At 35.4% G+C, this 24,576-nt stretch carries 26 protein-coding genes; 10 read left to right on the plus strand and 16 right to left on the minus strand.

Annotated elements, in window-relative coordinates; all coding sequences use genetic code 11:
- Positions 1–163 precede the first annotated feature (163 nt).
- Positions 164–580, plus strand: a complete 417-nt coding sequence (locus OMO38_RS00950; protein ID WP_264748376.1) for a nucleoside-diphosphate kinase — start codon at positions 164–166, stop codon at positions 578–580.
- Positions 581–932: 352 nt separating this feature from the next.
- On the opposite strand, the gene rpe is transcribed toward OMO38_RS00950, so the two are convergent.
- Together rpe and chrP are read right to left on the minus strand one after the other, a co-directional pair.
- A complete protein-coding gene (gene rpe / locus OMO38_RS00955; RefSeq protein ID WP_264748377.1) occupies positions 933–1,583 on the minus strand; it encodes a ribulose-phosphate 3-epimerase in 651 nt (216 codons plus the stop codon).
- Between the two features lie 44 nt (positions 1,584–1,627).
- Positions 1,628–2,704 (minus strand): chryseobasin maturation metalloprotease ChrP, encoded by a 1,077-nt coding sequence (gene chrP, locus OMO38_RS00960; protein ID WP_264748378.1) that lies wholly within the window; start codon positions 2,702–2,704, stop codon positions 1,628–1,630.
- A gap of 52 nt (positions 2,705–2,756) precedes the next feature.
- On the opposite strand from chrP, the gene OMO38_RS00965 reads away from it, so the two are divergent.
- The gene (locus OMO38_RS00965; RefSeq protein ID WP_264748379.1) at positions 2,757–3,464 is read left to right on the plus strand and encodes a DUF4294 domain-containing protein; all 708 of its coding nucleotides are present in this window, start codon (positions 2,757–2,759) and stop codon (positions 3,462–3,464) included.
- A gap of 22 nt (positions 3,465–3,486) precedes the next feature.
- Here OMO38_RS00965 and OMO38_RS00970 read toward each other — a convergent pair whose 3' ends face one another.
- The gene (locus tag OMO38_RS00970) at positions 3,487–3,903 is read right to left on the minus strand and encodes an NUDIX domain-containing protein (protein ID WP_264748380.1); all 417 of its coding nucleotides are present in this window, start codon (positions 3,901–3,903) and stop codon (positions 3,487–3,489) included.
- A gap of 122 nt (positions 3,904–4,025) precedes the next feature.
- On the minus strand, positions 4,026–4,700 hold the full coding sequence (gene mnmD / locus OMO38_RS00975) for a tRNA (5-methylaminomethyl-2-thiouridine)(34)-methyltransferase MnmD (protein ID WP_264748676.1): 675 nt from the start codon (positions 4,698–4,700) through the stop codon (positions 4,026–4,028).
- An 84-nt stretch (positions 4,701–4,784) separates the two neighbouring features.
- Here mnmD and OMO38_RS00980 point away from each other — a divergent pair, with 84 nt between their 5' ends.
- The 3 genes from OMO38_RS00980 (at position 4,785) to OMO38_RS00990 (ending at position 7,704) form a co-directional block, all read left to right on the plus strand.
- Positions 4,785–5,858: a branched-chain amino acid aminotransferase gene (locus tag OMO38_RS00980; RefSeq protein WP_264748381.1), complete on the plus strand. Its 1,074-nt coding sequence runs from the start codon at positions 4,785–4,787 to the stop codon at positions 5,856–5,858.
- Between the two features lie 249 nt (positions 5,859–6,107).
- On the plus strand, positions 6,108–6,620 hold the full coding sequence (locus tag OMO38_RS00985) for an FKBP-type peptidyl-prolyl cis-trans isomerase (protein WP_264748382.1): 513 nt from the start codon (positions 6,108–6,110) through the stop codon (positions 6,618–6,620).
- A gap of 79 nt (positions 6,621–6,699) precedes the next feature.
- Complete coding sequence (locus tag OMO38_RS00990; RefSeq protein WP_264748677.1) at positions 6,700–7,704, plus strand: peptidylprolyl isomerase; 1,005 nt, start codon at positions 6,700–6,702, stop codon at positions 7,702–7,704.
- Positions 7,705–7,992: 288 nt separating this feature from the next.
- On the opposite strand, the gene OMO38_RS00995 is transcribed toward OMO38_RS00990, so the two are convergent.
- Positions 7,993–9,795: an ABC transporter ATP-binding protein gene (locus tag OMO38_RS00995; protein WP_264748383.1), complete on the minus strand. Its 1,803-nt coding sequence runs from the start codon at positions 9,793–9,795 to the stop codon at positions 7,993–7,995.
- Positions 9,796–9,941: 146 nt separating this feature from the next.
- Between OMO38_RS00995 and OMO38_RS01000 the strand changes: the two genes are divergently transcribed.
- Positions 9,942–10,523: a hypothetical protein gene (locus OMO38_RS01000; RefSeq protein WP_264748384.1), complete on the plus strand. Its 582-nt coding sequence runs from the start codon at positions 9,942–9,944 to the stop codon at positions 10,521–10,523.
- A 44-nt stretch (positions 10,524–10,567) separates the two neighbouring features.
- On the opposite strand, the gene OMO38_RS01005 is transcribed toward OMO38_RS01000, so the two are convergent.
- The 3 genes from OMO38_RS01005 to OMO38_RS01015 form a co-directional block, all read right to left on the minus strand.
- Entirely contained in the window at positions 10,568–10,924 is a 357-nt protein-coding gene (locus OMO38_RS01005) for a helix-turn-helix domain-containing protein (protein ID WP_264748385.1), read from the minus strand.
- A gap of 5 nt (positions 10,925–10,929) precedes the next feature.
- Positions 10,930–11,223 carry a type II toxin-antitoxin system HigB family toxin gene (locus OMO38_RS01010; protein ID WP_264748386.1) on the minus strand — a complete coding sequence of 98 codons (294 nt, stop codon included), beginning with the start codon at positions 11,221–11,223 and terminating at the stop codon, positions 10,930–10,932.
- Positions 11,224–11,327: 104 nt separating this feature from the next.
- A complete protein-coding gene (locus tag OMO38_RS01015; protein ID WP_264748387.1) occupies positions 11,328–12,071 on the minus strand; it encodes a DUF6261 family protein in 744 nt (247 codons plus the stop codon).
- 415 nt (positions 12,072–12,486) lie between these two features.
- On the opposite strand from OMO38_RS01015, the gene OMO38_RS01020 reads away from it, so the two are divergent.
- Together OMO38_RS01020 and OMO38_RS01025 are read left to right on the plus strand one after the other, a co-directional pair.
- The gene (locus OMO38_RS01020; RefSeq protein WP_264748388.1) at positions 12,487–13,653 is read left to right on the plus strand and encodes an aspartyl protease family protein; all 1,167 of its coding nucleotides are present in this window, start codon (positions 12,487–12,489) and stop codon (positions 13,651–13,653) included.
- Between the two features lie 188 nt (positions 13,654–13,841).
- Entirely contained in the window at positions 13,842–14,645 is an 804-nt protein-coding gene (locus OMO38_RS01025) for a hypothetical protein (RefSeq protein WP_264748389.1), read from the plus strand.
- 96 nt (positions 14,646–14,741) lie between these two features.
- Here OMO38_RS01025 and OMO38_RS01030 read toward each other — a convergent pair whose 3' ends face one another.
- From OMO38_RS01030 to OMO38_RS01065, 8 genes are all read right to left on the minus strand, one after another.
- Positions 14,742–15,218, minus strand: coding sequence for a hypothetical protein (locus OMO38_RS01030; protein ID WP_264748390.1), 477 nt, complete (start codon positions 15,216–15,218; stop codon positions 14,742–14,744).
- Between the two features lie 17 nt (positions 15,219–15,235).
- Complete coding sequence (locus OMO38_RS01035) at positions 15,236–16,594, minus strand: M20/M25/M40 family metallo-hydrolase (protein ID WP_264748391.1); 1,359 nt, start codon at positions 16,592–16,594, stop codon at positions 15,236–15,238.
- A gap of 19 nt (positions 16,595–16,613) precedes the next feature.
- Positions 16,614–17,078: a hypothetical protein gene (locus tag OMO38_RS01040; protein WP_264748392.1), complete on the minus strand. Its 465-nt coding sequence runs from the start codon at positions 17,076–17,078 to the stop codon at positions 16,614–16,616.
- 116 nt (positions 17,079–17,194) lie between these two features.
- Positions 17,195–18,592, minus strand: a complete 1,398-nt coding sequence (locus OMO38_RS01045; protein WP_264748393.1) for a M28 family peptidase — start codon at positions 18,590–18,592, stop codon at positions 17,195–17,197.
- A 295-nt stretch (positions 18,593–18,887) separates the two neighbouring features.
- Positions 18,888–20,129, minus strand: a complete 1,242-nt coding sequence (locus OMO38_RS01050; RefSeq protein ID WP_264748394.1) for a DUF1015 domain-containing protein — start codon at positions 20,127–20,129, stop codon at positions 18,888–18,890.
- 7 nt (positions 20,130–20,136) lie between these two features.
- On the minus strand, positions 20,137–21,096 hold the full coding sequence (locus OMO38_RS01055; RefSeq protein WP_264748395.1) for a D-2-hydroxyacid dehydrogenase: 960 nt from the start codon (positions 21,094–21,096) through the stop codon (positions 20,137–20,139).
- Between the two features lie 108 nt (positions 21,097–21,204).
- Positions 21,205–22,269 carry a 3-phosphoserine/phosphohydroxythreonine transaminase gene (serC, locus tag OMO38_RS01060; protein WP_264748396.1) on the minus strand — a complete coding sequence of 355 codons (1,065 nt, stop codon included), beginning with the start codon at positions 22,267–22,269 and terminating at the stop codon, positions 21,205–21,207.
- A 117-nt stretch (positions 22,270–22,386) separates the two neighbouring features.
- A complete protein-coding gene (locus OMO38_RS01065) occupies positions 22,387–22,737 on the minus strand; it encodes a 4Fe-4S dicluster domain-containing protein (protein WP_263001857.1) in 351 nt (116 codons plus the stop codon).
- 59 nt (positions 22,738–22,796) lie between these two features.
- On the opposite strand from OMO38_RS01065, the gene OMO38_RS01070 reads away from it, so the two are divergent.
- Together OMO38_RS01070 and OMO38_RS01075 are read left to right on the plus strand one after the other, a co-directional pair.
- Positions 22,797–23,831: an acyl-CoA reductase gene (locus tag OMO38_RS01070; RefSeq protein ID WP_264748397.1), complete on the plus strand. Its 1,035-nt coding sequence runs from the start codon at positions 22,797–22,799 to the stop codon at positions 23,829–23,831.
- A gap of 284 nt (positions 23,832–24,115) precedes the next feature.
- Complete coding sequence (locus OMO38_RS01075) at positions 24,116–24,574, plus strand: peptidylprolyl isomerase (protein ID WP_264748398.1); 459 nt, start codon at positions 24,116–24,118, stop codon at positions 24,572–24,574.
- The last annotated feature ends 2 nt before the right edge of the window (positions 24,575–24,576 follow it).

The raw sequence follows: 24,576 nt of genomic DNA on the forward strand, positions 1-24,576 counted from the left end.
TGAAAACTCAAATTAAACATGAGAATCGGAATTATAATTGCAATTTGCATGCCATTTAGAGGTGCTTAATTTCTTAAAAAACGTTATATTGTGTTAAAGTTAATTTAAAATTATAATTTGGAAATTTTTCGTAATTTTGCGCCATCAAAAAAAATATACATTTATGTCTAACATTACATTCACTATGATTAAGCCTGATGCTGTTGCTGATGGGCACATCGGAGCTATTTTAGGGAAAATTTCAGAAGGAGGTTTCAAAATTAAAGCTTTAAAATTAACTCAGCTTACTGTGGCTGACGCAAAAAAATTCTACGAAGTACACGCTGAAAGACCATTTTACGGAGAGTTGGTTGATTTTATGAGTTCAGGTCCTATCGTTGCTGCAGTTTTGGAAAAAGACAACGCGGTTGAAGATTTCAGAACTTTAATAGGTTCTACTAATCCTGCTGATGCAGCTGAGGGAACAATCAGAAAAATGTTTGCTAGAAGCATTGGAGAGAACGCTGTACACGGTTCTGATTCTGATGAGAATGCTTTGATCGAAGCGCAATTCCATTTTGCAGGAAGAGAGATTTTTTAATTAAAACTCCTTTTATATATAAAAAAATCCGGAAATTTTTCCGGATTTTTTTGTTGATGGCTTTATATTTTACAAGACCTTATTTCGTAATACTGTTATAAACAAATTGATTCAGAATTTTCTTTATTAATTTAGTTGTAAAAACATAATATAATTGTCATTTCTAAATAATATTTGCTTTACGGTAAAAAGTTCCGTGTTTTTACGGATGTTTTTTTCTTAAAAAATGATCATCTTTACATCAGTAGAAACAGAGAGACAGGTTAATCTACGCTAAGCATTAAAACTAATAACCATAATACTTTCTCTTAAATTGAGAACAATGAGCAGCTTTCATCAGCTGCTTTTTTATTTACATTTTTAGAAGTTCAATAGTTCTTTCAGGGCTTTCAGAAGAGAACACGGCGTTTCCGGCAACCAGTACATCTGCTCCTGCTTCGAATAATTTTGAAGCGTTGTCAAGATTCACACCGCCATCAATCTCAATTAATGCAGTAGAATTATTACTTAAAATTAAATCTTTAGTTTCTGCAATCTTCTTGTACGTATTTTCAATAAATTTCTGACCTCCAAAACCTGGATTTACACTCATTAGTAAAACAAGATCTACATCAGCAATAATGTCTTCAAGCATTAAAACCGGCGTCGAAGGATTTAAAACCACACCCGCTTTAGCTCCTTTGCTTTGAATTAAATTGATCGTTCTGTGAAGGTGGGTACACGCTTCATAATGAATAGAAACTAAGTCGGCTCCGTGGTCAATGAATTCTTCCACATATTTGTCGGGTTCTACAATCATTAAATGTACATCAACAAATTTTTTCGCATGCTGCTGAATGGTCTTCATCACCGGAAAACCAAAAGATATGTTGGGAACAAATCTTCCGTCCATAACATCTACGTGCAGCCAGTCGGCCTGAGAATTATTGAGCATTTCAATGTCTCGTTGCAGATTCCCAAAGTCTGCTGATAATAGGGAAGGAGCGATGAGTTTAGTTTTCATTTTTACTATTTTTCTTTCTACTTTTCTACCTTTATTTTTAAAAATTAATGATACTTCAGTTTCATTTCCGGTTTTATGTTCAAAAGTGTTTCATAAATTAACTGAATTACATTTCCAACATCTTCTTTTGAAACCATTTCCACTGTTGTATGCATATATCTTAAAGGTAAAGAGATCAGTGCACTTGGTACACCTCCGTTTGAATGAGCAAAAGCATCAGTATCAGTTCCTGTCGCTCTGCTCGCTGCAGCTCTTTGGTAAGGAATTTCTTTATTTTTTGCGGTATCGATGATTAATTCTCTGATGATATGATGTACACTCGGGGCAAAGAAAACCACTGGGCCATCACCGCATTTCTGGTCACCTTCTTTTTTCTTCTCGATCATTGGTGTTGTGGTATCATGTGTCACATCTGTTACGATAGCGATATTTGGTTTAATCGTATCTGCAATCATATCTGCACCATATAAGCCTACTTCTTCCTGAACGGAATTAGTAATGTAAAGACCAAAAGGAAGCTGTTTTTTATTTTCCTTTAAAAGTCTGGCAACTTCAGCAATCATAAATCCACCAATTCTGTTATCTAAAGCTCTACAGACGAAGTAACGGTCGTTCATCTCGAAAAATTCATCTGGGTAAGTAATCATACATCCTACAAATATTCCCAGTTCTTCAACTTCCTGTTTGGTAGTTGCTCCGCAGTCGATAAAAATATTTTCAATTTTTGGAGTGGGTTCATTTTGATTTGCACTTCTGGTGTGAATCGCCGGCCAGCCAAATACGCCTTTTACAATTCCGTTTTCTCCGTGAATGTGAACAATTTTTGAAGGAGCAATTGTCTGATCTGAACCGCCATTTCTTATCACATAGATCAATCCGTCATCGGTAATATAATTTACATACCATGAAATTTCATCTGCGTGAGCTTCAATTACCACTTTAAATTCTGCCTCAGGATTAATAATTCCATAGCAAGTTCCGTAATGATCAACCTCAATTTTATCAACATACGGTGTGATGTAATTCATCCAAACTTCCTGACCTCTATGTTCATATCCTGTTGGTGATGAAGTATTTAAATATTTTTCTAAAAATTTCAATGATTTCTTCTCGAATTTCATATTTGAGGAATGATTTTTGTAGTTAAATTTCGTTGTAATACGTGTAAAAATAATGAAATTTCACAAAATCACCTTTCTTTTTCTCTTCTTTTTTAGTGCTGCTTTTTTTAGTCAGCAGCGTGATTCTATTATTGCTAAACCATTAAATCAGTATCCACAGGAATTATTAAAAACCGATGAATTTGGCAATCAATACTACTATGATGAAAGACAGAAAGCTAAAATCTACGAAATAAACGGAGAAACTGTAGTTGTGATGGATGAATTGGTTTTACTCAATAAGCCCAAGTTCAACAATCAGTTAGATAAAAATTATTATTTTTTCCTCAACAAAAAACTGTACCGTGTTTATCCTTTATTCTTAACAGCTCTTCAGCAATATAGAGATATTCAAAAGGAAATGACTGTCATGGATACAGCAGCAAAAAGAAAATACATTAAAGACAGACAGAACATGCTCGCTGACCAATATGAGAAACAGCTGAGAGATTTAACTACTACAGAAGGTCAGGTTTTTGCTAAATTAATGAACAGAGCTACAGGCAAAAATGTATTTGAGATTATTAAAGAAATGCGTGGAGGATGGAGTGCATTCTGGTGGAATGTAAAAGGCAAAATGGCAGATATTGATTTGAAAGACCGATATAATCCTTATAAAAACAGAACCGACGAGTTTTTAGAATCCTTGTTACAATCCAACTGGAATTCGGGTTATTTACAGCCTTATCCGGGAGCAAAAGATTTCAGAGCCTCTAAATAATATAAAATTCCTGTAAGTGATCTTACAGGAATTTTTCTTTTAATTTTTCAAAAACAATTATGTCAACCGGAAGTGTAAAAGGATTAACTTCAGTATTTATCGGAAGCCACTCTGTTTTTTCGATACATGGATCAAGTATCAGAAAATCTTCTTCATTGGTAATTTTTACCAGATAATATATAGTAAGAAGTTGCTCATTTTCTCTGAATCTTGAAACTAAGAAATCTTCCTGTGTATAAAGATGGTCTAAAACTTCAATCTTGACGTTGAGTTCTTCATCAAATTCACGGTGCAGACACTCTGTTAAACCTTCTCCAAATTCCAATCCTCCACCGGGAAATTTCAGCAAAGGCTGTCCGGCATATTCTTCAAAAAGCGTAAGAACTTTATTGTCTTTCACTGCACATGCATAGACCCTCACATTGATCTTGTCAATCATATTAAATATTTTGTATAGCTAAAATAAGGAAAAATATTTAAGGTAAATATTGAAAGCTCAAAGATTACAATGATGTAGTATTTAATAGTAGAAAAATATCTTCTCACTTACACAATATCCGGTTATAATTTTACAGCGTTAATCATTTCTCTTTTTCCTGGTGGCCCCTGTTTCTTTTCAACTTTAAAATTAAGCTCCTGTAGAATTCTTCTTACACTGCCTTTAGAAGAGTAGGTTGTTAACAATCCGTTTACACTCATTTTGTCAGAAACCATTTCAAATAAAGGCTTTTCCCAAAGGTCAGGCTGCACTCTTGCGCCAAAACAGTCGAAGTACACAAGATTAATCTTCGGTAAATCAATGTTTTTCAATTCAAAAAAGTCACACTGAATCTTTTTTAAATTAAAACCTTTAATAATTTCTTCGGATTTTTCCCAGTCCACCTGATGAATTTTCTGATAAATATTTTTTAATTCTGGGTTATCAAAATGATCGAAGTAGGCTAAATTTTCGATTTCTGATTCATTTATCGGGTATTTCTCAAGTGTAAAATAGTTGATTGTATGATTTTTGTCAGTTTTTAAATATTCATTAATTGTCACCAAAACGTTTAAACCTGTTCCAAAACCGAGTTCTAAAATGTTAATTTCGTAATCATTTATTAAAATTAATCCATTTTTGATAAACACGTGTTCGGCTTCCTGAAGCGCTCCGTGGTGTGAATGGTAATTCTCATTTAACTCATTGATAAATAGCGTTTTACTACCATCATTTGTGGTTCTTATTTCTCTTTCCAAAGTATTTTTTTTCAAATTTAATGTAAAATTTTTATATTTGAAAAATTATGTTAAATTTGTAGAACATCATAAAAATTTTAAGAAATGATAATTCAAAAAACAGAAAACTCTAGAATTTCTACTTTCGATCCCAATAATTTTTCGTTTGGAAATACTTTCAGTGATCACATGATCATCTGTGAATATGAAGACGGTAAATGGGGCGATGTGAAATTGGTTCCTTATGGTCCTTTGTTGTTTACGCCTGCGATGATGGGTGTAAATTATGGACAGGCTTGTTTTGAAGGCATGAAAGCTTACAAAGACAACGATGGACAGGTTTTCCTTTTCAGGCCCGAAAAGAATTTTGAGCGTATCAATAAATCTGCAAAACGTCTGGCAATGCCGGAAGTTACTGAAGAAATATTTTTGGATGGTCTTAAAGCTTTAGTCAATATTGACAGAGAGTGGATTCCTCAGGGTGAGGGTACTTCTTTATATATCAGACCGCTAATTTTTGCTACAGAAGAAGCTTTGAAAGCGAGAGTTGCCAATAAATATATGTTTGCAATTGTGGCAACACCTGCAAAAATGTATTACACAGAACCAGTATCAGTTAAAATTTCTGATCACTATTCAAGAGCGGCAAGTGGTGGAGTAGGTTCAGCAAAAGCAGCAGGAAACTACGCAGCTTCTTTCTATCCGACTCAGTTGGCAATCGAAGAAGGGTATGATCAAATTATCTGGACAGACGATGCTACTCACGAATACTTCGAAGAAAGTGGAACAATGAATGTTTTCGTAAGAATTAATGACACGATTTATACACCACCGACTTCTGAAAAAATCTTAGACGGAGTGACAAGAGACAGTTTTATTCAGCTGGCTGAGAAAAGAGGTTTTGAAGTAAAAGTAGAACCTATTAAAGTGAAAGATGTGGTAGAAGCTCAGAAAAACGGAACATTAAAAGAAGTTTGGGGCGTAGGTACAGCGGTAGTTACTACGGTTTTCCAAGCGCTAGGTTACAATGGTGAGAAATTGGAATTACCGAGACTTTCAGACGAAGAAAGCTTTGCAGTTACTCTGAAAAATGATTTGGTTAACTTACAGACTAACCATTCAGAAGATCCTTTCGGATGGAGAGTTTTGGTTGAAAAAGATGTTTTAGAAACAGCTTAATTTCAATTAAGTAAATAATATACACGAAGCCAGGATTTTTCCTGGCTTTGTCTGTTTCCAATTGAAGTTTAAATTAACATTCAACAGATCAAGTTGATCTGGAAGGTTTTTTTCAAACGTATCGATCAAGAAAATCTATAAAATCTGCGAGAGAGCAAAATACAAGTTTAAAATTCTCAAACTTTATTTTAATAAATTCATCAAGTTTTGTTAATCATTCCCGAAATGCGTATTTTCGCAAAAGTTTTTATGAAAAAATTACTTCTCATATCCGTACTGGGGCTCTTAAGCTGCAAAAGAACACAACCACAGGTGCATCCACCTGTAGGCGGAGTATTAAGCAAGAGTGATCTCGATGTTTCAAGAAACCGCATGAAAAATCTGAATTCTTTAGAAAGACAGCAGATTCAGGATTGGGTGAATAGTCAGGATATTAAATTTTATCCAACCCAGCTTAATTACTGGACGACGGTAGAAGGTTTTGACAAGAGACAGAGAAGACCTGATGATTCTCCAATCTCATATTCATACGATCTGTACGATTTCGATCAGACTAAGATTTACGATAAATCTATCCAGAGAAATGATGCAAGATTCGGTCATTTTGATGAGCTGAAAGCGGTAGAAAATGCACTGAGATATATGAATGATGGAGAAGAAGTAACGCTTCTGGTGCCGTCATCACTGGCATACGGAACTTTCGGAGATGAGAATAAAATAGATAACGATATTCCTTTAATTATAAAATTAAAAGTTCTATAAAATGAAATTGTTTAACAAAAATATAATTCTGGCAGCAGCAAGTGTTTCGCTGCTAAGTTGTACACCAATTTATAAGAAAATGAACGTAGACAAAGAAACTTACGAAGGGCTTAAAGACGGACTTTACGCCAATCTACAAACTACTCAAGGTAACCTGATCGTGAAGTTTGAAGACAAAAAATCACCAGTGACTGTGGCTAACTTTGTTGGTCTTGCAGAAGGTAAAATTGATAACAAAGCAAAGGCGAAAGGTGTTCCTTTTTATGACGGAACAATCTTCCATAGAGTGATCAAAGATTTCATGATTCAGGGAGGAGATCCTCAGGGAACAGGAATGGGAGATCCAGGATATAAATTCGAGGACGAGAAAAACGACCTTAAACATACAGGAAAAGGTATCCTTTCTATGGCTAACTCAGGACCAAATACCAACGGTTCTCAGTTCTTCATCACTGAAGTAGCAACACCTTGGTTAGACGGTAGACATACGATCTTTGGTGAAGTTGTAAAAGGAGATGATGTAATCGACAAAATTGCTAATGTTGAAAAAGGTGCTCAGGACAAACCAAAAACTGATATCGTACTTGAAAAAGTAAGCATTTTCAGTAAAGGTGACGAGTACAAAGGTTACGATGCTGCAAAAACTTTTAATGAAGGTAAATCTAAAATTGCTGCCAACAACAAGGCTGTGGCCGAGAAAGCTGAAGCTGATGCAAAGAAAGCGATCGAAGATCTTAAAGCTGGAATGCAGGTAACTGAATCTGGTCTTTACTACAAAATCACTAAGAAGACTGAAGGTAAAGCTCCTAAAGCTGGTGATAACATCTCTGTACATTATGCAGGGAAATTGACGAATGGAACTGAGTTCGATTCTTCATTTAAAAGAGGTGAGCCTCTTGAGTTTCCTGTAGGAACAGGTAGAGTGATCAAAGGATGGGACGAAGGAATTCTTTTGTTAAAAGAAGGTGAAACTGCTACCCTGTTGATTCCACCGGCTATGGCTTACGGAGAAAGAGGTGCAGGAGGAGTAATTCCGCCAAACGCTTGGTTGATTTTCGATGTGGAATTGGTAAAAGTTCCTTAATCGAATCTAATATAAAGAATGAAAGCCGTCTCTTATGAGACGGCTTTTTTATTGAAAAATTTTAGCATAACAATCATATTATGTTATCAACTCCCAAGAAGTTCAGTTCCGATATTTAATTTATACTTCAAATCATTTTTAAATACCAATTGTATATATTTAATCATTAATTACAGCATCGGATTAATTTCCTTTGCCCTGAGAACAAATTTTTTGTAGTTGATGAACACAAAAAAAGCGTTCCTGAGAACGCTTTTTCACTTTAATAATATTCAATTTGAATGAGATTTAAGGAGCCGGTGTAACTATTTTTCTTTCTCCGATCTGTTGTCTCCACATCGCATAGTACAATCCTTTTAAATCTAAAAGATTCTCGTGCGAACCCGTCTCAATCACTTTACCACGCTCGAGAACATAAATTCTATCTGCGTGCATAATGGTACTCAGTCTGTGAGCAATCAATACAGTGATCTGTTCTTTTTCTTCTGAAATTTCTTTAATCGTTGAAGTAATTTCCTCTTCTGTAATACTGTCTAAAGCGGATGTCGCTTCATCAAAAATCAACAGATTTGGTTTTCTCAGTAAAGCTCTGGCAATGGCGATTCTCTGTTTTTCACCACCGCTCAGTTTTAATCCGCCCTCGCCAATCACGGTATCAATTCCGTTTTCTGCTCTTTCAATTAATGCAGTTGCGCTGGATTTTTTTAAAGCCAAATCAAGATCCTCACCGGTAGCATTAGGATTCACAAACAGCAGGTTTTCTTTTATGGTTCCAGCAAAAAGTTGAGTATCCTGCGTTACGAATCCAATCTGATTTCTCAGTTCATCAAAATCAAACTCTTTTCCGTTAATTCCATTATAAAAAATCGAACCTTCTTTCGGTCTGTATAATCCGACTAATAATTTTACCAACGTACTTTTTCCAGATCCACTTGGGCCGACAAAGGCAATAGTTTCTCCATTCTTTACTTCGAAGGAGATATTGTTTAAAGCTTTATAAGAAGCGCTCTGATGTTGAAAAGCTACATGATTAAACTCTAATTTCTCAACCGCGCCAATCTGTTTCGGAGTGTGAGGCTTTTCCTCAACCTGTTTCTGCATGAGGGTATCAAAATTATGCAGTGACGCTTCCGCTTCACGATATGAGATGATGATGTTTCCTATTTCCTGCATTGGTCCGAAAATAAAGAATCCATAGAACATTAATGATAAGTACTGTCCCGGAGTAACGATATTTCTGAAAATTAAATACAGTAGAGTAAGTGTAATCAATTGCTGAAGAAAATTCACCATCGTTCCCTGAATAAAACTTAAAGAACGGATGCTCTTCACCTTTTTAAGTTCCAGTCCTAGGATTTTGTACGTATTGTTGTTCAGACGTTTCACTTCCTGTTTTGTTAAGCCCAAACTTTTTACAATCTCAATATTACGCAGACTTTCGGTGGTACTTCCTGCTAAGCCTGTAGTTTCGGTAACAATTGTTTTCTGGATATTTTTTATTCTTTTACTCAATAAATTCGTGATAAATGCAATCAGGAAAATTCCTACAACATAAACCGGCATAATCGACCAGTGCAGGCGAATGGCATACACCGAAACGAAGATAATGCTCACCAAAATTCCGAAAAATATATTGATAAAATTGGTGATGAATTTCACAGAATCTTCTCTTACTTTCGTTAAAACAGAAAGCGTTTCGCCACTTCGCTGATCTTCAAATTCCTGGTAAGGCAACGCCATCGAATGTTGAAGACCATCCGTGAAAATATTGGCTCCGAATTTTTGTGTGATTACACTCACCACATAATCCTGAAAAGCCTTTGCAATTCTGCTGATCATCGCTGTTCCGATTAACAAACCAAGAAAATAAAATGCACCATGATACAGATCAGTGCCATAAAAAAACTGATTCAAGTTTCTGGGTAACAATTTATTTTTATCAAAAAAATTAGGATGAGTTACCAGTTGATCCAGAATATTCCCGGTAATTGCCGGTGCAAATAAAGAAAATACCTGATTGATGGTTGCCAATACCAATGACAAAATCATCAACCATTTATGAGGTTTTAAATAACGTAATAATGTTTTCATTCTTAAAATAACTGCCTGCAAAATTACTGATATAAATCGGATAGAGAACCGTATAAATATAGATTTAGAGCATAAGAATTATGAGAATTTAAGGCGGAAAATTACATATATTTGAACACCGAATTTTTAAATCACATTGACAAAACATGATGAATAAAACCAGATTAATCGCAATACTACTCACTATATTTTCATCCATTGTTTTTGGTCAAACCAAAGGTAACCAAGACGAACAGGCAATCAGAAAGTCTGTAGTTTATTTTGCCAATACGATTAAGTACAAAAAATTAGATCAGACCATCAGCTGTATTTACCCTAAATTCTTCACTGTGGTTCCCAAAGATCAGGTCACGCAACTGCTGAACATGACCTATAACAATCCCTTTGTAAAAATAGATGTGCAGGATATGAAGTTTGCTTCAGTCGGAAAACCGGATTTGGTTGACGGTGAATATTTTTCTCTGACCAGTTATTATTTAAAACTGAAAGCAGACGTCAGCTCAATGAATGAGGATATGAAAAAAAAAATTGGTGAGATGTTGATTGCAAAATATGGTAAAGGGAATGCGGCTTATAATGCGAAAGAAGGTTCTTATCTCATTAATGCTCCCATGAAAGCTGTTGTGGTTTCAAAAGACAGAAAATCATGGAAGCTTGTACTTGCCGAAAAAGAATACAAATCTCAGCTGACGAAGATTCTGCCAAAAAAGATTTTGGATAAGATATAAATTTAAAAAAGCGATTCGTAAGAGTCGCTTTTTAAGTAATATTTTTAATAGGGCTGAATTAAAATCTCTGGAGATATATGCAGCTTTTCAGTAAGTTTTCTGATCATTTCCAGAGAAAGCTTTCTTTTTTTATTGAGAATTTCGCTTGCTCTGCTCTTTAATCCTATGATTTCAGCTAAATCATTTTGAGAATAATTAAGTTGCTCCATTCTGAATTTGATGGCTTCAATGGGATCAGGAAGTTCTATAGGAAAATTCTCGTTTTCATATTTTTCTATCAAGATTCCTAAAATTTCCAATTCGTCGCCTTCAGAAGTATCTGGCTCTGCATGGAAAATCATTTCCAGCCTTTCCAGAGCATCGTTATAATCGCTCTCAGTTTTCAAAGGTTTAATATTCATTTTGTTTAAATCTTGTTTGCATTAATTTTATCATATTCTGCGTGGGTTCCTATAAACCGTATCCAAATCATTTGATAATTGAAATTTATTTTCACAATTAATCTGTAGTGATTTCCTTTAATATTAAAACAAACACGGTGATCTTCCAGAATACTCGCACTGGGAAAATCAGATCGAAGTTCATTTATATTTTTCCAAACAGCAGCATCAGCTTCCTGATACCAGGATTTCAGTTGCTGCTCACAGTCCGCATGGATAAGCCAAAACTCCCGCAATATCCTTTTTGAAATTACTCGCATCTGTGTAATGATTTTACAAATATATAATTAATTCCCAAAATGGGAATTTTGATTGTCCTATACTTAAGTTAAAAAAAAACCGCCCCTCGTCGGGCGGCTTTCATTTAAGGCTTTTTCACATTGTTTTTACCGGCAGTTCTTCTTGCCAGCACTACATTTGAAAAATAAGTTCTTCCGTTATTAATGATTGCAAGAACATCTTTGTGGTATGCATCTTCTTTTACTGATGCAAGAGCTGATATGTAGGCAGTCATTTTTTTATAATCATCTGTGAGAGATTTTCTTAAGGCCTTAACATCAAAAACGACTTTCTGCGAAGTCTTGTAAGACCTTTGTGAAAACAGATTATTGAAAACCGTATTAGAATCTGCCAACTGAGTGACAAATTTTTCAATTCCCAATGCTGTAACACGAGCAGCATATTCTGTAGCCTGCAACCTGCTGATTAGGGAGTTAAGCTTGTTGGTTTCAGATTCGTATGATTCATGTTCCACATCTTTATACTCAGACAGAAGCAGATTCAGAGCTGTAAACGCATCTGTCTCAGCCTGATTTCTGGAGTTTCTGTAAGGTTTTAAAGAATAACGGAGCGCCTGCACATCCATATCCCTTGTATGGTCTAATGCTGCAATCTGTTTCGATTCTTCACTTGCTTTGACCTGATCCAGCGCAGCATTGTACGTCGGAATCTGCAATTGCAATGCGTCATAAAGCTTTTTAAAATCTAAATCAGCATTGACATCCAGCGATGAACTGCTGAAATCTTCAAAAAATCTTACGATCAACTGACCGAATTCTGCGTTTTGCAGTCCGTTCAAATGAAGACTGCTTAGTTTACTGTTATTCATAATTTATGTTTTAAGAAGTTTTAGAAATATTTCAATAAAAAAATAGGTGTGTTTTGGGAAAATCTGTTTCGGGGGAAGCTTTCCCAAATTGGGACGGGGTTAATTTTTTCAGAGGGAGACTTTCCCAAGTTGGGAAACTGAGAACTTGTTTGGGTTTTGATGTTCACAATTTGGGAAATGGCAAACCCAAAACAGGGGGAAGCAAAGTGGCATTTTTTTCATCGTATTTTGTTTTGTGTTATTCAAAAATATTAAAATTTTTAATTGGGAGTATATTTTTTTGGAAAAAATTAAAGTGAATTATACCTGAATTTATGTTGAGCTGAAATGCCTGAGAAAACTTAATTACTCACCTGGAATCGAGTTGATCTTTACATATTATTAAAAATTCCCTATTTTAGTGCAAAATAACACCATGAAGAAAAATCTGCTTCTCTTTTTTATATGTTACATTGCATCCGTTTCTGCGCAGGGAAAACGGTTTTTCGAAAGTGGGGAAGCGGTACTGAAAAATCCTGTCGAGAAGATCAACCTTACATTTGCCAACGAACTTCCTTTAATTAAAGTAAGCATTAACGGAAAACCTTATCAGTTTCTGTTTGATACAGGTGCGCCAACCGTCATTTCAAATGCGGTGTACAGCGAACTGAATCTTAAAGAAAAGCACAAAAGAAATGTAGGAGATTCTCAGAAAAATAAGCAGCAACAGGTCTTTACAGTACTTCCGGAAATGACTGTAGACCAAATTGTTTTTAAAAATATCGGCGCGGTGGTGGTTGATCTGGAGGGTCATGAATTCGGCTGTTTACAGATTGACGGCATCATCGGAGCCAATCAGATGGCGAAGCTTTTCTGGAGAATCAATTATTCTGAAAACCTGCTCGAGGCTACGAAAGATCTGAAGCAATTTCCAACAGAAGGCTATGAAACTGTTTTCTCTTTTAAACCAAAACCTCAAAAAACACCTATTATAGAATCTCAGATTTTAGATAAAAAAATCAATCTCACTTTCGATACAGGATTTACCGGAAGCATCAAAATTGCCGAAAATAATTACGATCCTAAAAATGGTAAAGTAAAATTCGTAGAAACGTACGGCGTTAATTCTGTAGGCGCTTTCGGAACCGGAAAACCACTGTCATCCTACCATTTCAGGGCTAATGACCTGATGCTTGCCGGACAGAAATTTGAAAACGAAATCATTATGACCGGTAATTCCAGTTTGGTTGGCAACGAATTTCTGAAGAAATTTAAATTTATTATCGATTGGGAAAATAACAAAGTATATCTCCACCGCATCAAAAACTCTCCTTCAAAAATGGAATCATTTGGTTTTGCATACCGTTTTATTGATTTAAAAGCGAAAGTGGTGCTGGTCTTTCAGGGCAATGATGTTCCATTAAAGATTGATGACGAAATTTTAAGCATCAACGACACCAGTTTTGAGAATTTAAATGAAGAATCTTCATGTCAGTATCTGCTGAACAGAGTAGAAAAAAGCACCGATTCAATTACCGTTAAAGTGAAAAGGGATGGGAAGGTTTTAGATTTTACGGTACTGAAGAAGGAGTATTTGAATTAAGGTTGTCAATAATTAATAGTCATATCAAACAAAACATGGTGAATAAAATTATTTTCGTTATTATATTATTATTGTCGTTTCAGTCTTTTGCACAAAAAATTTTAGTAAAAGGAATCGCACGAGATACTACAAAATTTAGGAATTATGTTCACATTACTGTAAATGATACATTAAGGAAACATCGTGAGATGGAAGCCAAAACAAAAAATTGGGACAATGATGATTATCTCAATCTTACGAAGAACAAGGAGTATGTAACACATGCAGACAGCCTTGGAAATTACAGCATAGTGGCGAAACTTACAGATACGCTGGTCTTTGCCAAGTATAAATATTATACGCAAAAATATCTTGTTTCGGATATTATTACAAAGAATATAAAAGTTCAATTGGTACCTGAACCCTGCGTTCCCTATGTAGCATGTGAGCAGAAAGTTCCCACTCAGTTTTATATATTTATCGGACAGAAAATAAAAATGAATTATGAATCCGATCCGTATTACTGTAATGTGATACCCTTAGATGGTGGCGGATTCGATTGTGTATACAGCGTAGATACTGAAGTTTATGGTAAATTTATAAATGACAGTATTAAATTTAAAGCTTATGATCATTACGGCACACCATCTTTTAGTAAATATCAGAATGTTCTGCTCTTTGTGGGAGAATATTGTGGCAAACTTTATCACTCGAAATATCAATATCTTGATATGTATAAAACAAAGGAAGGGAAATGGGCAAGCCCCGGTAATCCGTATAAATATGATCAATTTATCAAAAATAAAACGGTGCAGGCTGAGAGAATGGAATTTGATAAATCAGCGTGGATTGATATTTCAAAAATGGATACAAATCAAAAAAAGGAGTATCTGTCTCCATTTTATGAGATTCGTGATGGCATGGCGATTCCTGTAATGGGAACTTATATAACAGATTTAATAAAAGTTAAGAAAGAGAGTTCATTAAAAAACGTTAATCTTCAGTTTAATTGATTTATAAATGAACGGTAATTTTACTATTTACCTCCGTCAATTCGAGTAGGTTTTTGAAGAAAACCGTATCGAGAATTTTTGTGATTATTACCTTTTTTATTTTTCGAACCAAGGTTTTAAATTAACAGTAGGTTTTATTAATGATTTTATTTTTTTATTTTGAATTTTTCCTGTTTTAGAAAAAGTAAATAGCTTACTGTCCTTATGGAAAAGTTTTTTTGGAGGTAAATTGCGACTTTGACCTCCACCAGAAATTAAATTTAATGCATATTCATTACTGGTTATCTCATTTGATATTTTATCTGAAGACAAAACCATTTCAATTCTATTATCAGATTTTAAAGTATCTTTTATTTCATTAACCTTTAAATAAATGTTCTTACCTCCATCAATTTCCCAAGTGCCAATATTCCAGCTTGATGCAAGATCGAAGTTCCAATAGTATTCAAATGTGTAATTTGATTTCAAAATAAGTTTTTCGCCAAAATCATTATTATACTCTCCGAATATTTTCTCCTGAGCATTAAAATATGGGTTAAATAGAATAAAGATTAAAAAATATAAAGCTCTCATCAGATCGTAATTATCTGTTACCAGTTCTTATCAATCATATAAATCATCTGCGTCATCACCGTGGCACCGAGCAACAATTCTCTTCGGTTCACTTTCTCAAAAGTATCTTCTTCGGTGTGATGAATATCAAAATATCTTTGGGAATCGGGTGCCAATTCTGCCGTAGGAATTCCCATATCTTTCAACGGATAAATATCTGTCCCGGAATATCTGCCTTCGAAGTCGTAGGCTCCATAAGGCAGAAAGAGAGGTGACCAGCTTTTGATCTGATTTCTTTTGGCATCATCCATTTCCAGCGCAATACCTCTTGGAGAAAATCCTCCGGCATCAGACTCCAGGGCAAAAAGGTGTTTTTCAGCTTTCTCTTTAACGGTTTTTCCATATTGCTGTCCACCTTTTACGCCGTTTTCTTCATTGGCAAAACACACCACTCTTATGGTATGATTATTTTTTATGTTTAAATTTTTAAATGTTCTTAAAACTTCAATGCTCTGAACAATTCCCGCTCCGTCGTCATGCGCACCTTCGCCTACGTCCCATGAATCTAAATGGCCGCCCACAACAATAACGCTCTGATCTTTTTTACCCGTGATCTCACCGATGACAGAATGAGAAAGTTTTTCCCCTTTCATTCCACAGTTGGAATTGAGTTTTGCGGTGATTTTATTTGATTTTAAAAGACTTTCAAGTTCATCAGCGGTTGTATTTCCAATGGCTACGGCAGGAATCTTAGCAGTACCATCTTTGTATCTCATCCCGCCGGTATGTGGAACGTCATCAAATGCTGATGACAGTGATCTCACGATGGCAAACTTTCCGCCTTTCTCTGCGGTCAACATAGCTGCAGTTGAGCGGTAAGCAGACGCATCGCTGTATCCTTTAAACGTTTCGATGTACGACTGACTGAAAGGGTAGTTGAAGAAAACAATTTTATCTTTTACCTGATCTGAACTGAGTTTTTCGTATTCGGCAAAAGATTTTACCATAATGATTTCTCCAGAGACATCTTTTCCTTTTGTGCCTTCAGAATTTCCGAGGGAAAGCATTTTGAGTTTCGTCCATTTCCCATTGCCGCTTTTAATATGTAATGATTCTTTACCTCTTTCCCAAACCGGGATCATTACCTCCTGAAGCCATACTTTATCAGCGCCTGCTTCTTTCAGTTTTTGTTCAGCCCATTTCACCGATTTTTCATAAGCCACGGATCCGCTTAAACGGTGACCGATGTTTTTCGTTAAATCTCTAAGTTCGTTGTACGCCTTTCCTTTATTTAAAATTTCTGTTGAAATTCTGTTGAACTGTATGGAGTCTTCCCAGGTTTGCGAGAAAAGGTTTAGGCTTAGAAGTAAAGTGGCGGTTGCTAGAAGTTTTTTCATAAAATTAGGAATGGTTTACTTAATATTTTATTTCAACATCAATCTGTCTGCCTTCCTGCAGTGCTTTTTTATCCATTGATGTTCCTACGGCAACTCCAATCCCCAAACCAATAGGTAAACCGATGGCCAACAGACCCATATTTCCTGAAATTAGACCGAACAATGTTCCGATAGGAAGTCCGAAAGCAGACATTCCGACGGCCAGCCATAGATTCCTATAATAGTTTTTGGGAACAATCTTATATTCTTTTTCCAGGTGTTTGATTATGCTATTTTGTTTATCCTTTAATAATTTAAATAAAGCTGTATCACCTAAAGCTGTTGAATTTATCTGATCAATCTCTCCATTGATAAAGTATTTTGTCTGATCAGAAATTTTCTTTGGCTTAATTTTTTCCAAAAGCTCTTCAAACTGAGCGTAGATACTTTTAAGCTTCTCATTATTTATTTTATCTGAATTTAAATTTAATTGCTTGATTTCCATTTTTTTTTGGTGTTGAAAAAATAATAGAATGAAATTAAGATCCTTGATTTTTGCTACAACTTTAAAAGATGTTTAATAATTTAAGCAGTTCAAAGTTTGGTTTATTACTACTTAATCTACCAATTCTTATCAATCATAAAAACCATCTGCGTCATTACAACGGCTCCCAAAAGTAATTCTCTCTTGTTCACCTTATCGAAAGAATCTTTTTCTGAGTGATGGTAGTCAAAATATCTTTGGGTGTCGACTACCAGTTCCATCAATGGGATATCCAGTTTTTTCAAAGGGGCAATATCCTGAATGGCGTAGGTCTGGTCGAAATCGTAAACTCCGTAAGGCAGAAAATATTCTTTCCACGGGAAAATCAGACGGCGTCTCTGTGGCGACATATCAAGAGAAAAACCTCTTGGAGAATATCCTCCGGAATCTGAACCCAAAGCGATGATGTGCTTTTCCTCTTTCTTTTTAACCTGCGCAGCGTAGGTTTCACGGCCCTGTCCGCCATTTTCACTGTTGGCGTAGAGTACAACTCTTATGGTGTGATTATTATCGTAGCCTAAAGCTTTGAAAGCTCTTAAAACTTCCAGACACTGAACAACTCCCGAGCCGTCATCATGCGCACCTTCCGCAAAATCCCATGAGTCGAGCTGAGCACCCAGAACGATCACTTTTGCATCTTTTTTCCCAGGAATTTCACCGATAATATTGTGGTTGACGGTTTCGCCTTTTGACTCGGCGGTCATGTTCAATTTTGCTTTTACGGTTTGCTTTTTTAAAAGTTTTTCCAGTTCATCTGCAGATTTTACTCCAATGGTAACTGCCGGAATTTTCACTTTATCTTCAGGTTCATAATAAATCTGTTTTGCGTGTGGAATATCGTCTGAGGCAGTTGTCAGAGATCTGATAATTAAGCCTTTTGCGCCTTTTTTTCCGATCACTGAAGCAGAAAGCAGTTTAGATTTTGCGGCAATCAGATACGAGTCTACAGTACTGATCAATTTCTGGTCGATAGGATAGTTGACGAAAATAATTTTGTCCTTTACCTGTGCACTTGTCAGATTCACCAATTCCTGAACATCATTAACTAAAAGTATATCGTAAATCATATCTTTTCCGCCAGTCCCTTCAGAATTTCCAAAAGAAAGCATTCTGATGTTTTTCCATTCACCGTTTCCGGCTTTGATCTGTAAAGATTCCCGGCCTCTGATCCAAACGGGAACTCTCACTTCCTGTTTCCAAATGTTTTCTGCACCGGCTTCTTTAAGGTTTTTCTCTGCCCATTCTGTGGCTTTTGCATACCCCGGACTGGCACTGAAACGTGGGCCAACACCTTTCGTCAGTTCCCCAAGATTATCATAGGCAGTTCCGTTGACCATTATTTCATCTGAAATTTTCTTAAACTCATCGATGTAATTAAATTTCGGAATCGGCTTCGGCTTTTTTACGGGCTTCTTTTGAGAAAATAAAAATCCACTCAAAAAGAGTGGAAATATGATGAGCAGAATTTTTTTCATTGTACTGACCTTTTCTTTTCGGTGCATAAAAATAAAGAAAAATTAAGTAAGTATTTTAGATTTTGATCTTGGTTGTATATTTTAAGCCAAAGTTCGCAAAGATTTTTTTAATTACTAACTGTTTTAAAGTTTTATAAGGCGTTTTTACCTAGCAAAAACTTTAAGATTTTAATTTAAATAAAAATTTAGTGATAAAAAAAATCCTCAAAATCATTAATAATTTTGAGGAATATTATACATTAATTTTCCCTTCAATTGGAAAGCCATAAGCCAAATACCAATCGTGAGCAGCCAATTATTTCATGTCGTACATTAATAATGCAGTAACCAGTTTTGGTTCGATAAATGTGCATTTAGGAGGCATACGAAGTTTTAGGTCAGAGATTTTAATCATATCATTAAAACTCACAGGATAGATTCCAAATCCTACTTTACCTTCACCGCTGTCTACTTTTTCTTTTAAGAGTTTGATGCCTTCGATGTTTGAACTTCCTTTAATGTAAGAGATTTGATCTGAGCTGTCTGAATCTTCAATCTTCAGAATATTCTGAATGATATATTTATCCAAAAGATGATGATCTAAATTATCCAAAGACATCTCCTGAGAACGAAGATCGTGCTTTACGTGAAGAGAGTAGAACTTCCCATCGATGTACATAGAAATGTGGAATTTCTGCGACGGATAGTAAGGAGTTTCTTCTTTTTCGTGAATTAAGAAATACTTCTCAAGACTTTTCAGGAATTCCTCTGTAGTTAAATCTCCAATGCTGCTCACAATTCTGTTGTAATCGTGAATTTTAATCGACTGGTTAGATACAATAAAACTATACACAAAGTTATAGGCTTCAGTACCGTTATGTCTTTTATTTTTATCTTTAAGACGCTTCGCGTGAAGTGCCGTAGAACCAATTCTGTGGTGACCGTCAGCAATGTAGAAAGAATCGATCTGATCAATCACTTCTTTGAACTGCTGAAGCTTCAGACGGTTGTCGATTCTCCAGATTTTGTGTCTGATGCCCACAGTATCCACATGATTAAAAATGGGAACGTTTTTCTCTTCATGATTCATCAATAATTCAATCTTTGAATTGGAAGGATAGGTGAGCAATACAGGTTCTGCCTGAAGGTTTACTTTATCTAAATAGTGAGCCAATTTCTCTTTACGCTGAGGAATGGTACTTTCATGCCTCTTGATTTTTCCGCTCCAGAAGTCTTCAATACTTGCAAGACCCAGAAGTCCTCTGAAAACCTGTTTATTAGGGTAAATCTGCTCATATAAATAGTAAGACGAACTGTCCTGAACGAGTGTTTTATCATCCAAAAGTTCTTCAAACGTTGAACGTATCTTCCTTAAATTCCGGTCTACATCTTTAGATTTACTTACAACATAGGGTTTAATCATATTGATGTAAGTCTTTTCTTTTTGCGCTTTTTCTGTAATTTCAGCCTGAGTGAAATTATCTAAAGGATGAGTAGGAAATGTAGCCTCATGATCTTTATGAGGTCTAATTCCGCGGAAAGGTTTAAAAACTGGCATATATTATTTATAGTTTCTTTTTTATCTCAATAATCTGTTCGGCAAGCTCTACCCCGATTTTTTCCTGAGCATCTAAGGTGTTTCCACCAAGATGGGGTGTAAGAGACAGGTTAGGATTCATTAATAAAATCAGTTCAGGAGTCGGTTCAGTTTCAAAAACGTCCAGTGCTGCTCCGGCAACTCTTCCTGATTCAATATAATCAACAAGCGTTACTTCATTCAGCACACCGCCTCTTGCAGTGTTTACAATAAACACACCATCTTCCATTTTTTCAAATTCCGGAGTGTCAATGACGTATTCATTTGTTTTAGGCGTATTGATGCTGATAAAGTCTGTGTCTTTGTAGAAGGCATCAGTATCATTGGTAGATGTAACTTCGAAATCAACAGTCTGTCCGTCAAAAAAACTTAGACTGATGGTTTTTGTTTTTGGTTTTCTCGTCAGAACTTTTACTTTCATTCCTAAAGAAATTCCCATTTTCACCACCTCCTGACCAATACTTCCAAATCCTATCACTCCCAAAGTTTTACCTGAAAGTTCATACGCATTGTTGAAAGATTTTTTTAAAGCATTGAAATGAGTATCTCCTTCCAACGGCATTAATCTGTTCGATTCATGTAAAAATCTTGCTAAAGAAAAGAAATGTGCAAACACCAACTCGGCCACTGATCTTGAAGATGCGTTGGGAGTGTTGATAACGTACAAACCTTTTTCAATGGCATATTCCACATCGATATTGTCCATTCCGATACCGCCTCTTCCGACGATTTTCAGCGAAGGACAAGCATCAATTAAATCCTGTCTTACTTTGGTGGCACTTCTCACCAAAAGAACGTCTACGTTATTTTCATTAATGAAATTTATAACGTGATCCTGTGCAACTCTGTTGTCGAGCACTTCGATACCTGCTTCTTTTAAAGCAAGTTCTCCTGCTTTGGAAATTCCGTCGTTAGCTAAGACTTTCATATTTTTTTCAATTTAAGGATTTAAAGATTTAATTATTAAAAATTTCACTGATTTCACTTAATAATTTTAATCTTGTCATCTTTCAATTTTTGCGTTGCCTAATTTAAGTTATTTTATTGACTTCATCACATCTACCAAAACCTGCACGCTTTCAATAGGTAAGGCGTTATACATACTCGCTCTGTATCCCCCTAAACTTCTGTGACCGTTCAGTCCGCTGATGCCTGCAGCTTTCCACGCAGCATCAAATTCTTCTTTTTTGCTGTCGTCAACCAATTTAAATGAAACATTCATCAACGAGCGGTCTTCTTCAACGCAGAACGTTTCAAACAGTGGATTGCTGTCGATTTCGCTGTATAAAAGTTTTGCTTTTGCTTCGTTTCTTACTTCTGCAGCTGCAATTCCACCGTTGTTTTCTAAATGTTGTAAAGTCAGTAAAGATGCATACACAGGGAAAACCGGTGGCGTATTATACATTGACTCTTTTGAAATATGCTGAGAATAATCCAAGATTGAGAACATATTTTCTCTTCCTGTTTTACCTAAAATTTCTTTTTTGATCACCACTAAAGTCACTCCTGCAGGACCCATATTTTTCTGAGCTCCTGCGTAGATTAAATCAAATTTAGAAAAATCTAACTGTCTTGAGAAAATATCAGAACTCATATCGCAAACCATCAGTGTATCAACTTCAGGAAATGATTTCATTTGAGTTCCGTAGATCGTATTGTTTGAAGTACAGTGGAAATAATCGTATTCTGAACCCACTGTATAATCTTTAGGAATAAAAGAGTAGTTTTCGTCTTTTGAAGATCCTACAACATCTACTGTTCCAACTTTTTTAGCTTCTTTCACTGCTCCTGCAGCCCAGGTGCCTGTATCTAAATAAGCAGCTTTACCGCCCACTTTCATCAAATTGTAAGGAACCATCGCAAACTGCAGACTTGCGCCGCCTCCCAAATATAAAACTTCATAATCATCACCAAGATTCATCAGTCTTTTTACGATGGCACGAGCTTCATCCATCACCGCAACAAAATCTTTGCTTCGGTGCGAAATTTCAAGAAGAGATAAACCGATTCCGTTAAAATCTAAAATTGCTTCTGCTGATTTTTCGAATACTTCCTGAGGTAAGATACATGGTCCTGCGCTGAAATTGTGCTTTTTGCTCATATTTTTACTTTTTGTTTTGTTGAGATTTGCTGATTTCTCAATCTGCTATTTCTAAATAGATTTATTTAAATATAAAGTTAAAAAAACCGTCTCATGATGTATGAGACGGTGTATTTTTTATTCACCGTGTAAGAATGCTTTTTTATTTAGCAGTGCTTCATCAGATTCTACATGATCCTCATCCGGCACACAGCAGTCTACAGGGCAAACCGCTGCACACTGTGGCTCTTCATGAAAGCCTTTACATTCTGTACATTTATCTGTAACAATGAAATAAACATCGTCACTCACCGGTTCCTGAGGCGAATCCGCATCAACCGTTAAACCCGATGGTAATGTCACGGTACCTTTTAGCTCGGTACCTTCGGAAGCTTTCCAGTCTACTGCTCCTTCATATATTGCATTGTTGGGACATTCTGGTTCGCAGGCGCCGCAGTTAATGCATTCATCAGTTATTTTAATAGCCATCGCTAATTTTTTTTAAATTTGCACAAAATTACAAAATATTCCCCACTTTTACAGTAATTATGAATATCGAAAAACAAGTTTTAGGACTTATTAAATTAAGTGATTATATTAAGAGCTATTTAGCAGAAAATACTGAAGATTTTAACGAAAATGATTCTGAATTTGAATCAGTCGTGAAAAAATCTGAAATAGAAAATCCTTGGTTTACCATAGAGAATCAAAAATCTGCTTTAAAGCAATGGTCGGATTTGCTGACTGAAGAAAATTTGAATGCCTGGCTTACCAAATATTCAACCTCGAAAACTACAAAGAAAGTAGGATTAATTCTTGCGGGAAACATACCATTGGTAGGATGGCATGATGTGATCTCTGTGGTGCTGAGCAATCATATACCGTTGATCAAATTATCGTCAAAAGACAAACAGATGATTCCGTTTTTACTTAAAAAATGGAAAGAATTTTCGGATAACGAAATTGAATATGAGTTTGTTGAAAGACTCACAGATTTCGATGCTGTGATTGCTACCGGTAGTAATAATACTGCAAGATATCTGGAATATTATTTTAAAAATCATTTAAGCATTATCAGAAAAAACAGAACATCGGTCGCTGTCATAAAAGGTGATGAGACGGAAGAAGAACTGAAACTTTTGGCTCAGGATATTTTCCAGTATTTTGGTTTGGGCTGCAGAAATGTGACGAGACTTTTTATTCCTGAAGATTTTGTGATCGACAGGGTTTTTGAAAGTTTTATTGATTTTAAAGAAATTATTAATCATAATAAGTACGCCAACAATTACGACTACAATCGTGCGGTCTACCTTCTGAATCAGGATCAATTCTGGGATAACAATTTTGTCATGCTGAAAGAAGATGAGAAACTTTTCAGTCCGCTTTCTGTGATTCATTTCAGCAGATATTCTTCGTTGGAAGACGTGAAGAATTTTATTCAGGAAAATAATGAAGATATCCAGTGTGTGGTGGGCAAGAATAATTTGGGAATTGAAACAGTATATTTTGGTGAAGCTCAGAATCCAGGGCTCGATACTTACGCTGATAATGCAGATACAATGCAGTTTTTGGAGGTTATCTGATGTGTTCTTACAGATTTTCGGATTCGCAGAGCTGTAAAGAAAATAAAAATGAAATTTACCTTTTAAGAAACATTTCTCTCGCGAATTCAGCGGATTTAGCAGATTTATTTTAAGCAATAATTCCGTGAAATATGTGTAATCTACGGGATGAAAAAACGTTTTACGACTACAAGGATTTTTATAGGTAAGATTTAAAATGGTTTCATCAGATTGGATCACACAAAGTTTAATATGTTCTTTTAATTTTTTATTGCTAAATTTACCTATCAACGAAAAAATATTGAATGAAAAAAATAGCAATCATTTTGTCTCTTGTAGCTTTACAATTAAGTTTTGCTCAAAAGGTAAAAACAGCAGAGGTGATTAAAGATAATCGGACGACAGAGCAGAAGTTGGAGCTTGATAAGAAACAGAAAGAACTTTTCAATGGGAAGTTTGAGCAGTTTATCGCTGCTTTAAAAGCATCTGATAAAGTAGTTATGGCAAGTATGATTTCTGATAAAACAAAATCTAAAGTTACCGATAAGGTATATGACAAACTTGCGCAAGATATTAATTTTAACAGGAAATTAATGATTTATAAAACGGGTTATCAGTCTTTTATGACCGGTGAAAATTTTCCGATGATTCAATATAAATATGTAGATGATAAAACGAAACCTGATCCTAAAGAGGTAATCACAGCAATTTTCGAGGAAGATGGAAAAATTATGGGCATCAAGCCTTATAAACAGACAAAATAAAT

This window comes from Chryseobacterium kimseyorum (assembly GCF_025971945.1).
Taxonomy (GTDB): domain Bacteria; phylum Bacteroidota; class Bacteroidia; order Flavobacteriales; family Weeksellaceae; genus Chryseobacterium; species Chryseobacterium kimseyorum.

Bases quoted from the DNA above. Each gene is read 5' to 3' on its own strand.
- OMO38_RS00950 (WP_264748376.1), top strand. From the start codon at position 164: ATGTCTAACATTACATTCACTATGATTAAGCCTGATGCTGTTGCTGAT.
- rpe (WP_264748377.1), bottom strand. From the start codon at position 1,583: ATGAAAACTAAACTCATCGCTCCTTCCCTATTATCAGCAGACTTTGGG.
- chrP (WP_264748378.1), bottom strand. From the start codon at position 2,704: ATGAAATTCGAGAAGAAATCATTGAAATTTTTAGAAAAATATTTAAAT.
- OMO38_RS00965 (WP_264748379.1), top strand. From the start codon at position 2,757: ATGAAATTTCACAAAATCACCTTTCTTTTTCTCTTCTTTTTTAGTGCT.
- OMO38_RS00970 (WP_264748380.1), bottom strand. From the start codon at position 3,903: ATGATTGACAAGATCAATGTGAGGGTCTATGCATGTGCAGTGAAAGAC.
- OMO38_RS00980 (WP_264748381.1), top strand. From the start codon at position 4,785: ATGATAATTCAAAAAACAGAAAACTCTAGAATTTCTACTTTCGATCCC.
- OMO38_RS00985 (WP_264748382.1), top strand. From the start codon at position 6,108: ATGAAAAAATTACTTCTCATATCCGTACTGGGGCTCTTAAGCTGCAAA.
- OMO38_RS00990 (WP_264748677.1), top strand. From the start codon at position 6,700: ATGAACGTAGACAAAGAAACTTACGAAGGGCTTAAAGACGGACTTTAC.
- OMO38_RS00995 (WP_264748383.1), bottom strand. From the start codon at position 9,795: ATGAAAACATTATTACGTTATTTAAAACCTCATAAATGGTTGATGATT.
- OMO38_RS01000 (WP_264748384.1), top strand. From the start codon at position 9,942: ATGATGAATAAAACCAGATTAATCGCAATACTACTCACTATATTTTCA.
- OMO38_RS01005 (WP_264748385.1), bottom strand. From the start codon at position 10,924: ATGAATATTAAACCTTTGAAAACTGAGAGCGATTATAACGATGCTCTG.
- OMO38_RS01010 (WP_264748386.1), bottom strand. From the start codon at position 11,223: ATGCGAGTAATTTCAAAAAGGATATTGCGGGAGTTTTGGCTTATCCAT.
- OMO38_RS01015 (WP_264748387.1), bottom strand. From the start codon at position 12,071: ATGAATAACAGTAAACTAAGCAGTCTTCATTTGAACGGACTGCAAAAC.
- OMO38_RS01020 (WP_264748388.1), top strand. From the start codon at position 12,487: ATGAAGAAAAATCTGCTTCTCTTTTTTATATGTTACATTGCATCCGTT.
- OMO38_RS01025 (WP_264748389.1), top strand. From the start codon at position 13,842: ATGGAAGCCAAAACAAAAAATTGGGACAATGATGATTATCTCAATCTT.
- OMO38_RS01030 (WP_264748390.1), bottom strand. From the start codon at position 15,218: ATGAGAGCTTTATATTTTTTAATCTTTATTCTATTTAACCCATATTTT.
- OMO38_RS01035 (WP_264748391.1), bottom strand. From the start codon at position 16,594: ATGAAAAAACTTCTAGCAACCGCCACTTTACTTCTAAGCCTAAACCTT.
- OMO38_RS01040 (WP_264748392.1), bottom strand. From the start codon at position 17,078: ATGGAAATCAAGCAATTAAATTTAAATTCAGATAAAATAAATAATGAG.
- OMO38_RS01045 (WP_264748393.1), bottom strand. From the start codon at position 18,592: ATGAAAAAAATTCTGCTCATCATATTTCCACTCTTTTTGAGTGGATTT.
- OMO38_RS01050 (WP_264748394.1), bottom strand. From the start codon at position 20,129: ATGCCAGTTTTTAAACCTTTCCGCGGAATTAGACCTCATAAAGATCAT.
- OMO38_RS01055 (WP_264748395.1), bottom strand. From the start codon at position 21,096: ATGAAAGTCTTAGCTAACGACGGAATTTCCAAAGCAGGAGAACTTGCT.
- serC (WP_264748396.1), bottom strand. From the start codon at position 22,269: ATGAGCAAAAAGCACAATTTCAGCGCAGGACCATGTATCTTACCTCAG.
- OMO38_RS01065 (WP_263001857.1), bottom strand. From the start codon at position 22,737: ATGGCTATTAAAATAACTGATGAATGCATTAACTGCGGCGCCTGCGAA.
- OMO38_RS01070 (WP_264748397.1), top strand. From the start codon at position 22,797: ATGAATATCGAAAAACAAGTTTTAGGACTTATTAAATTAAGTGATTAT.
- OMO38_RS01075 (WP_264748398.1), top strand. From the start codon at position 24,116: ATGAAAAAAATAGCAATCATTTTGTCTCTTGTAGCTTTACAATTAAGT.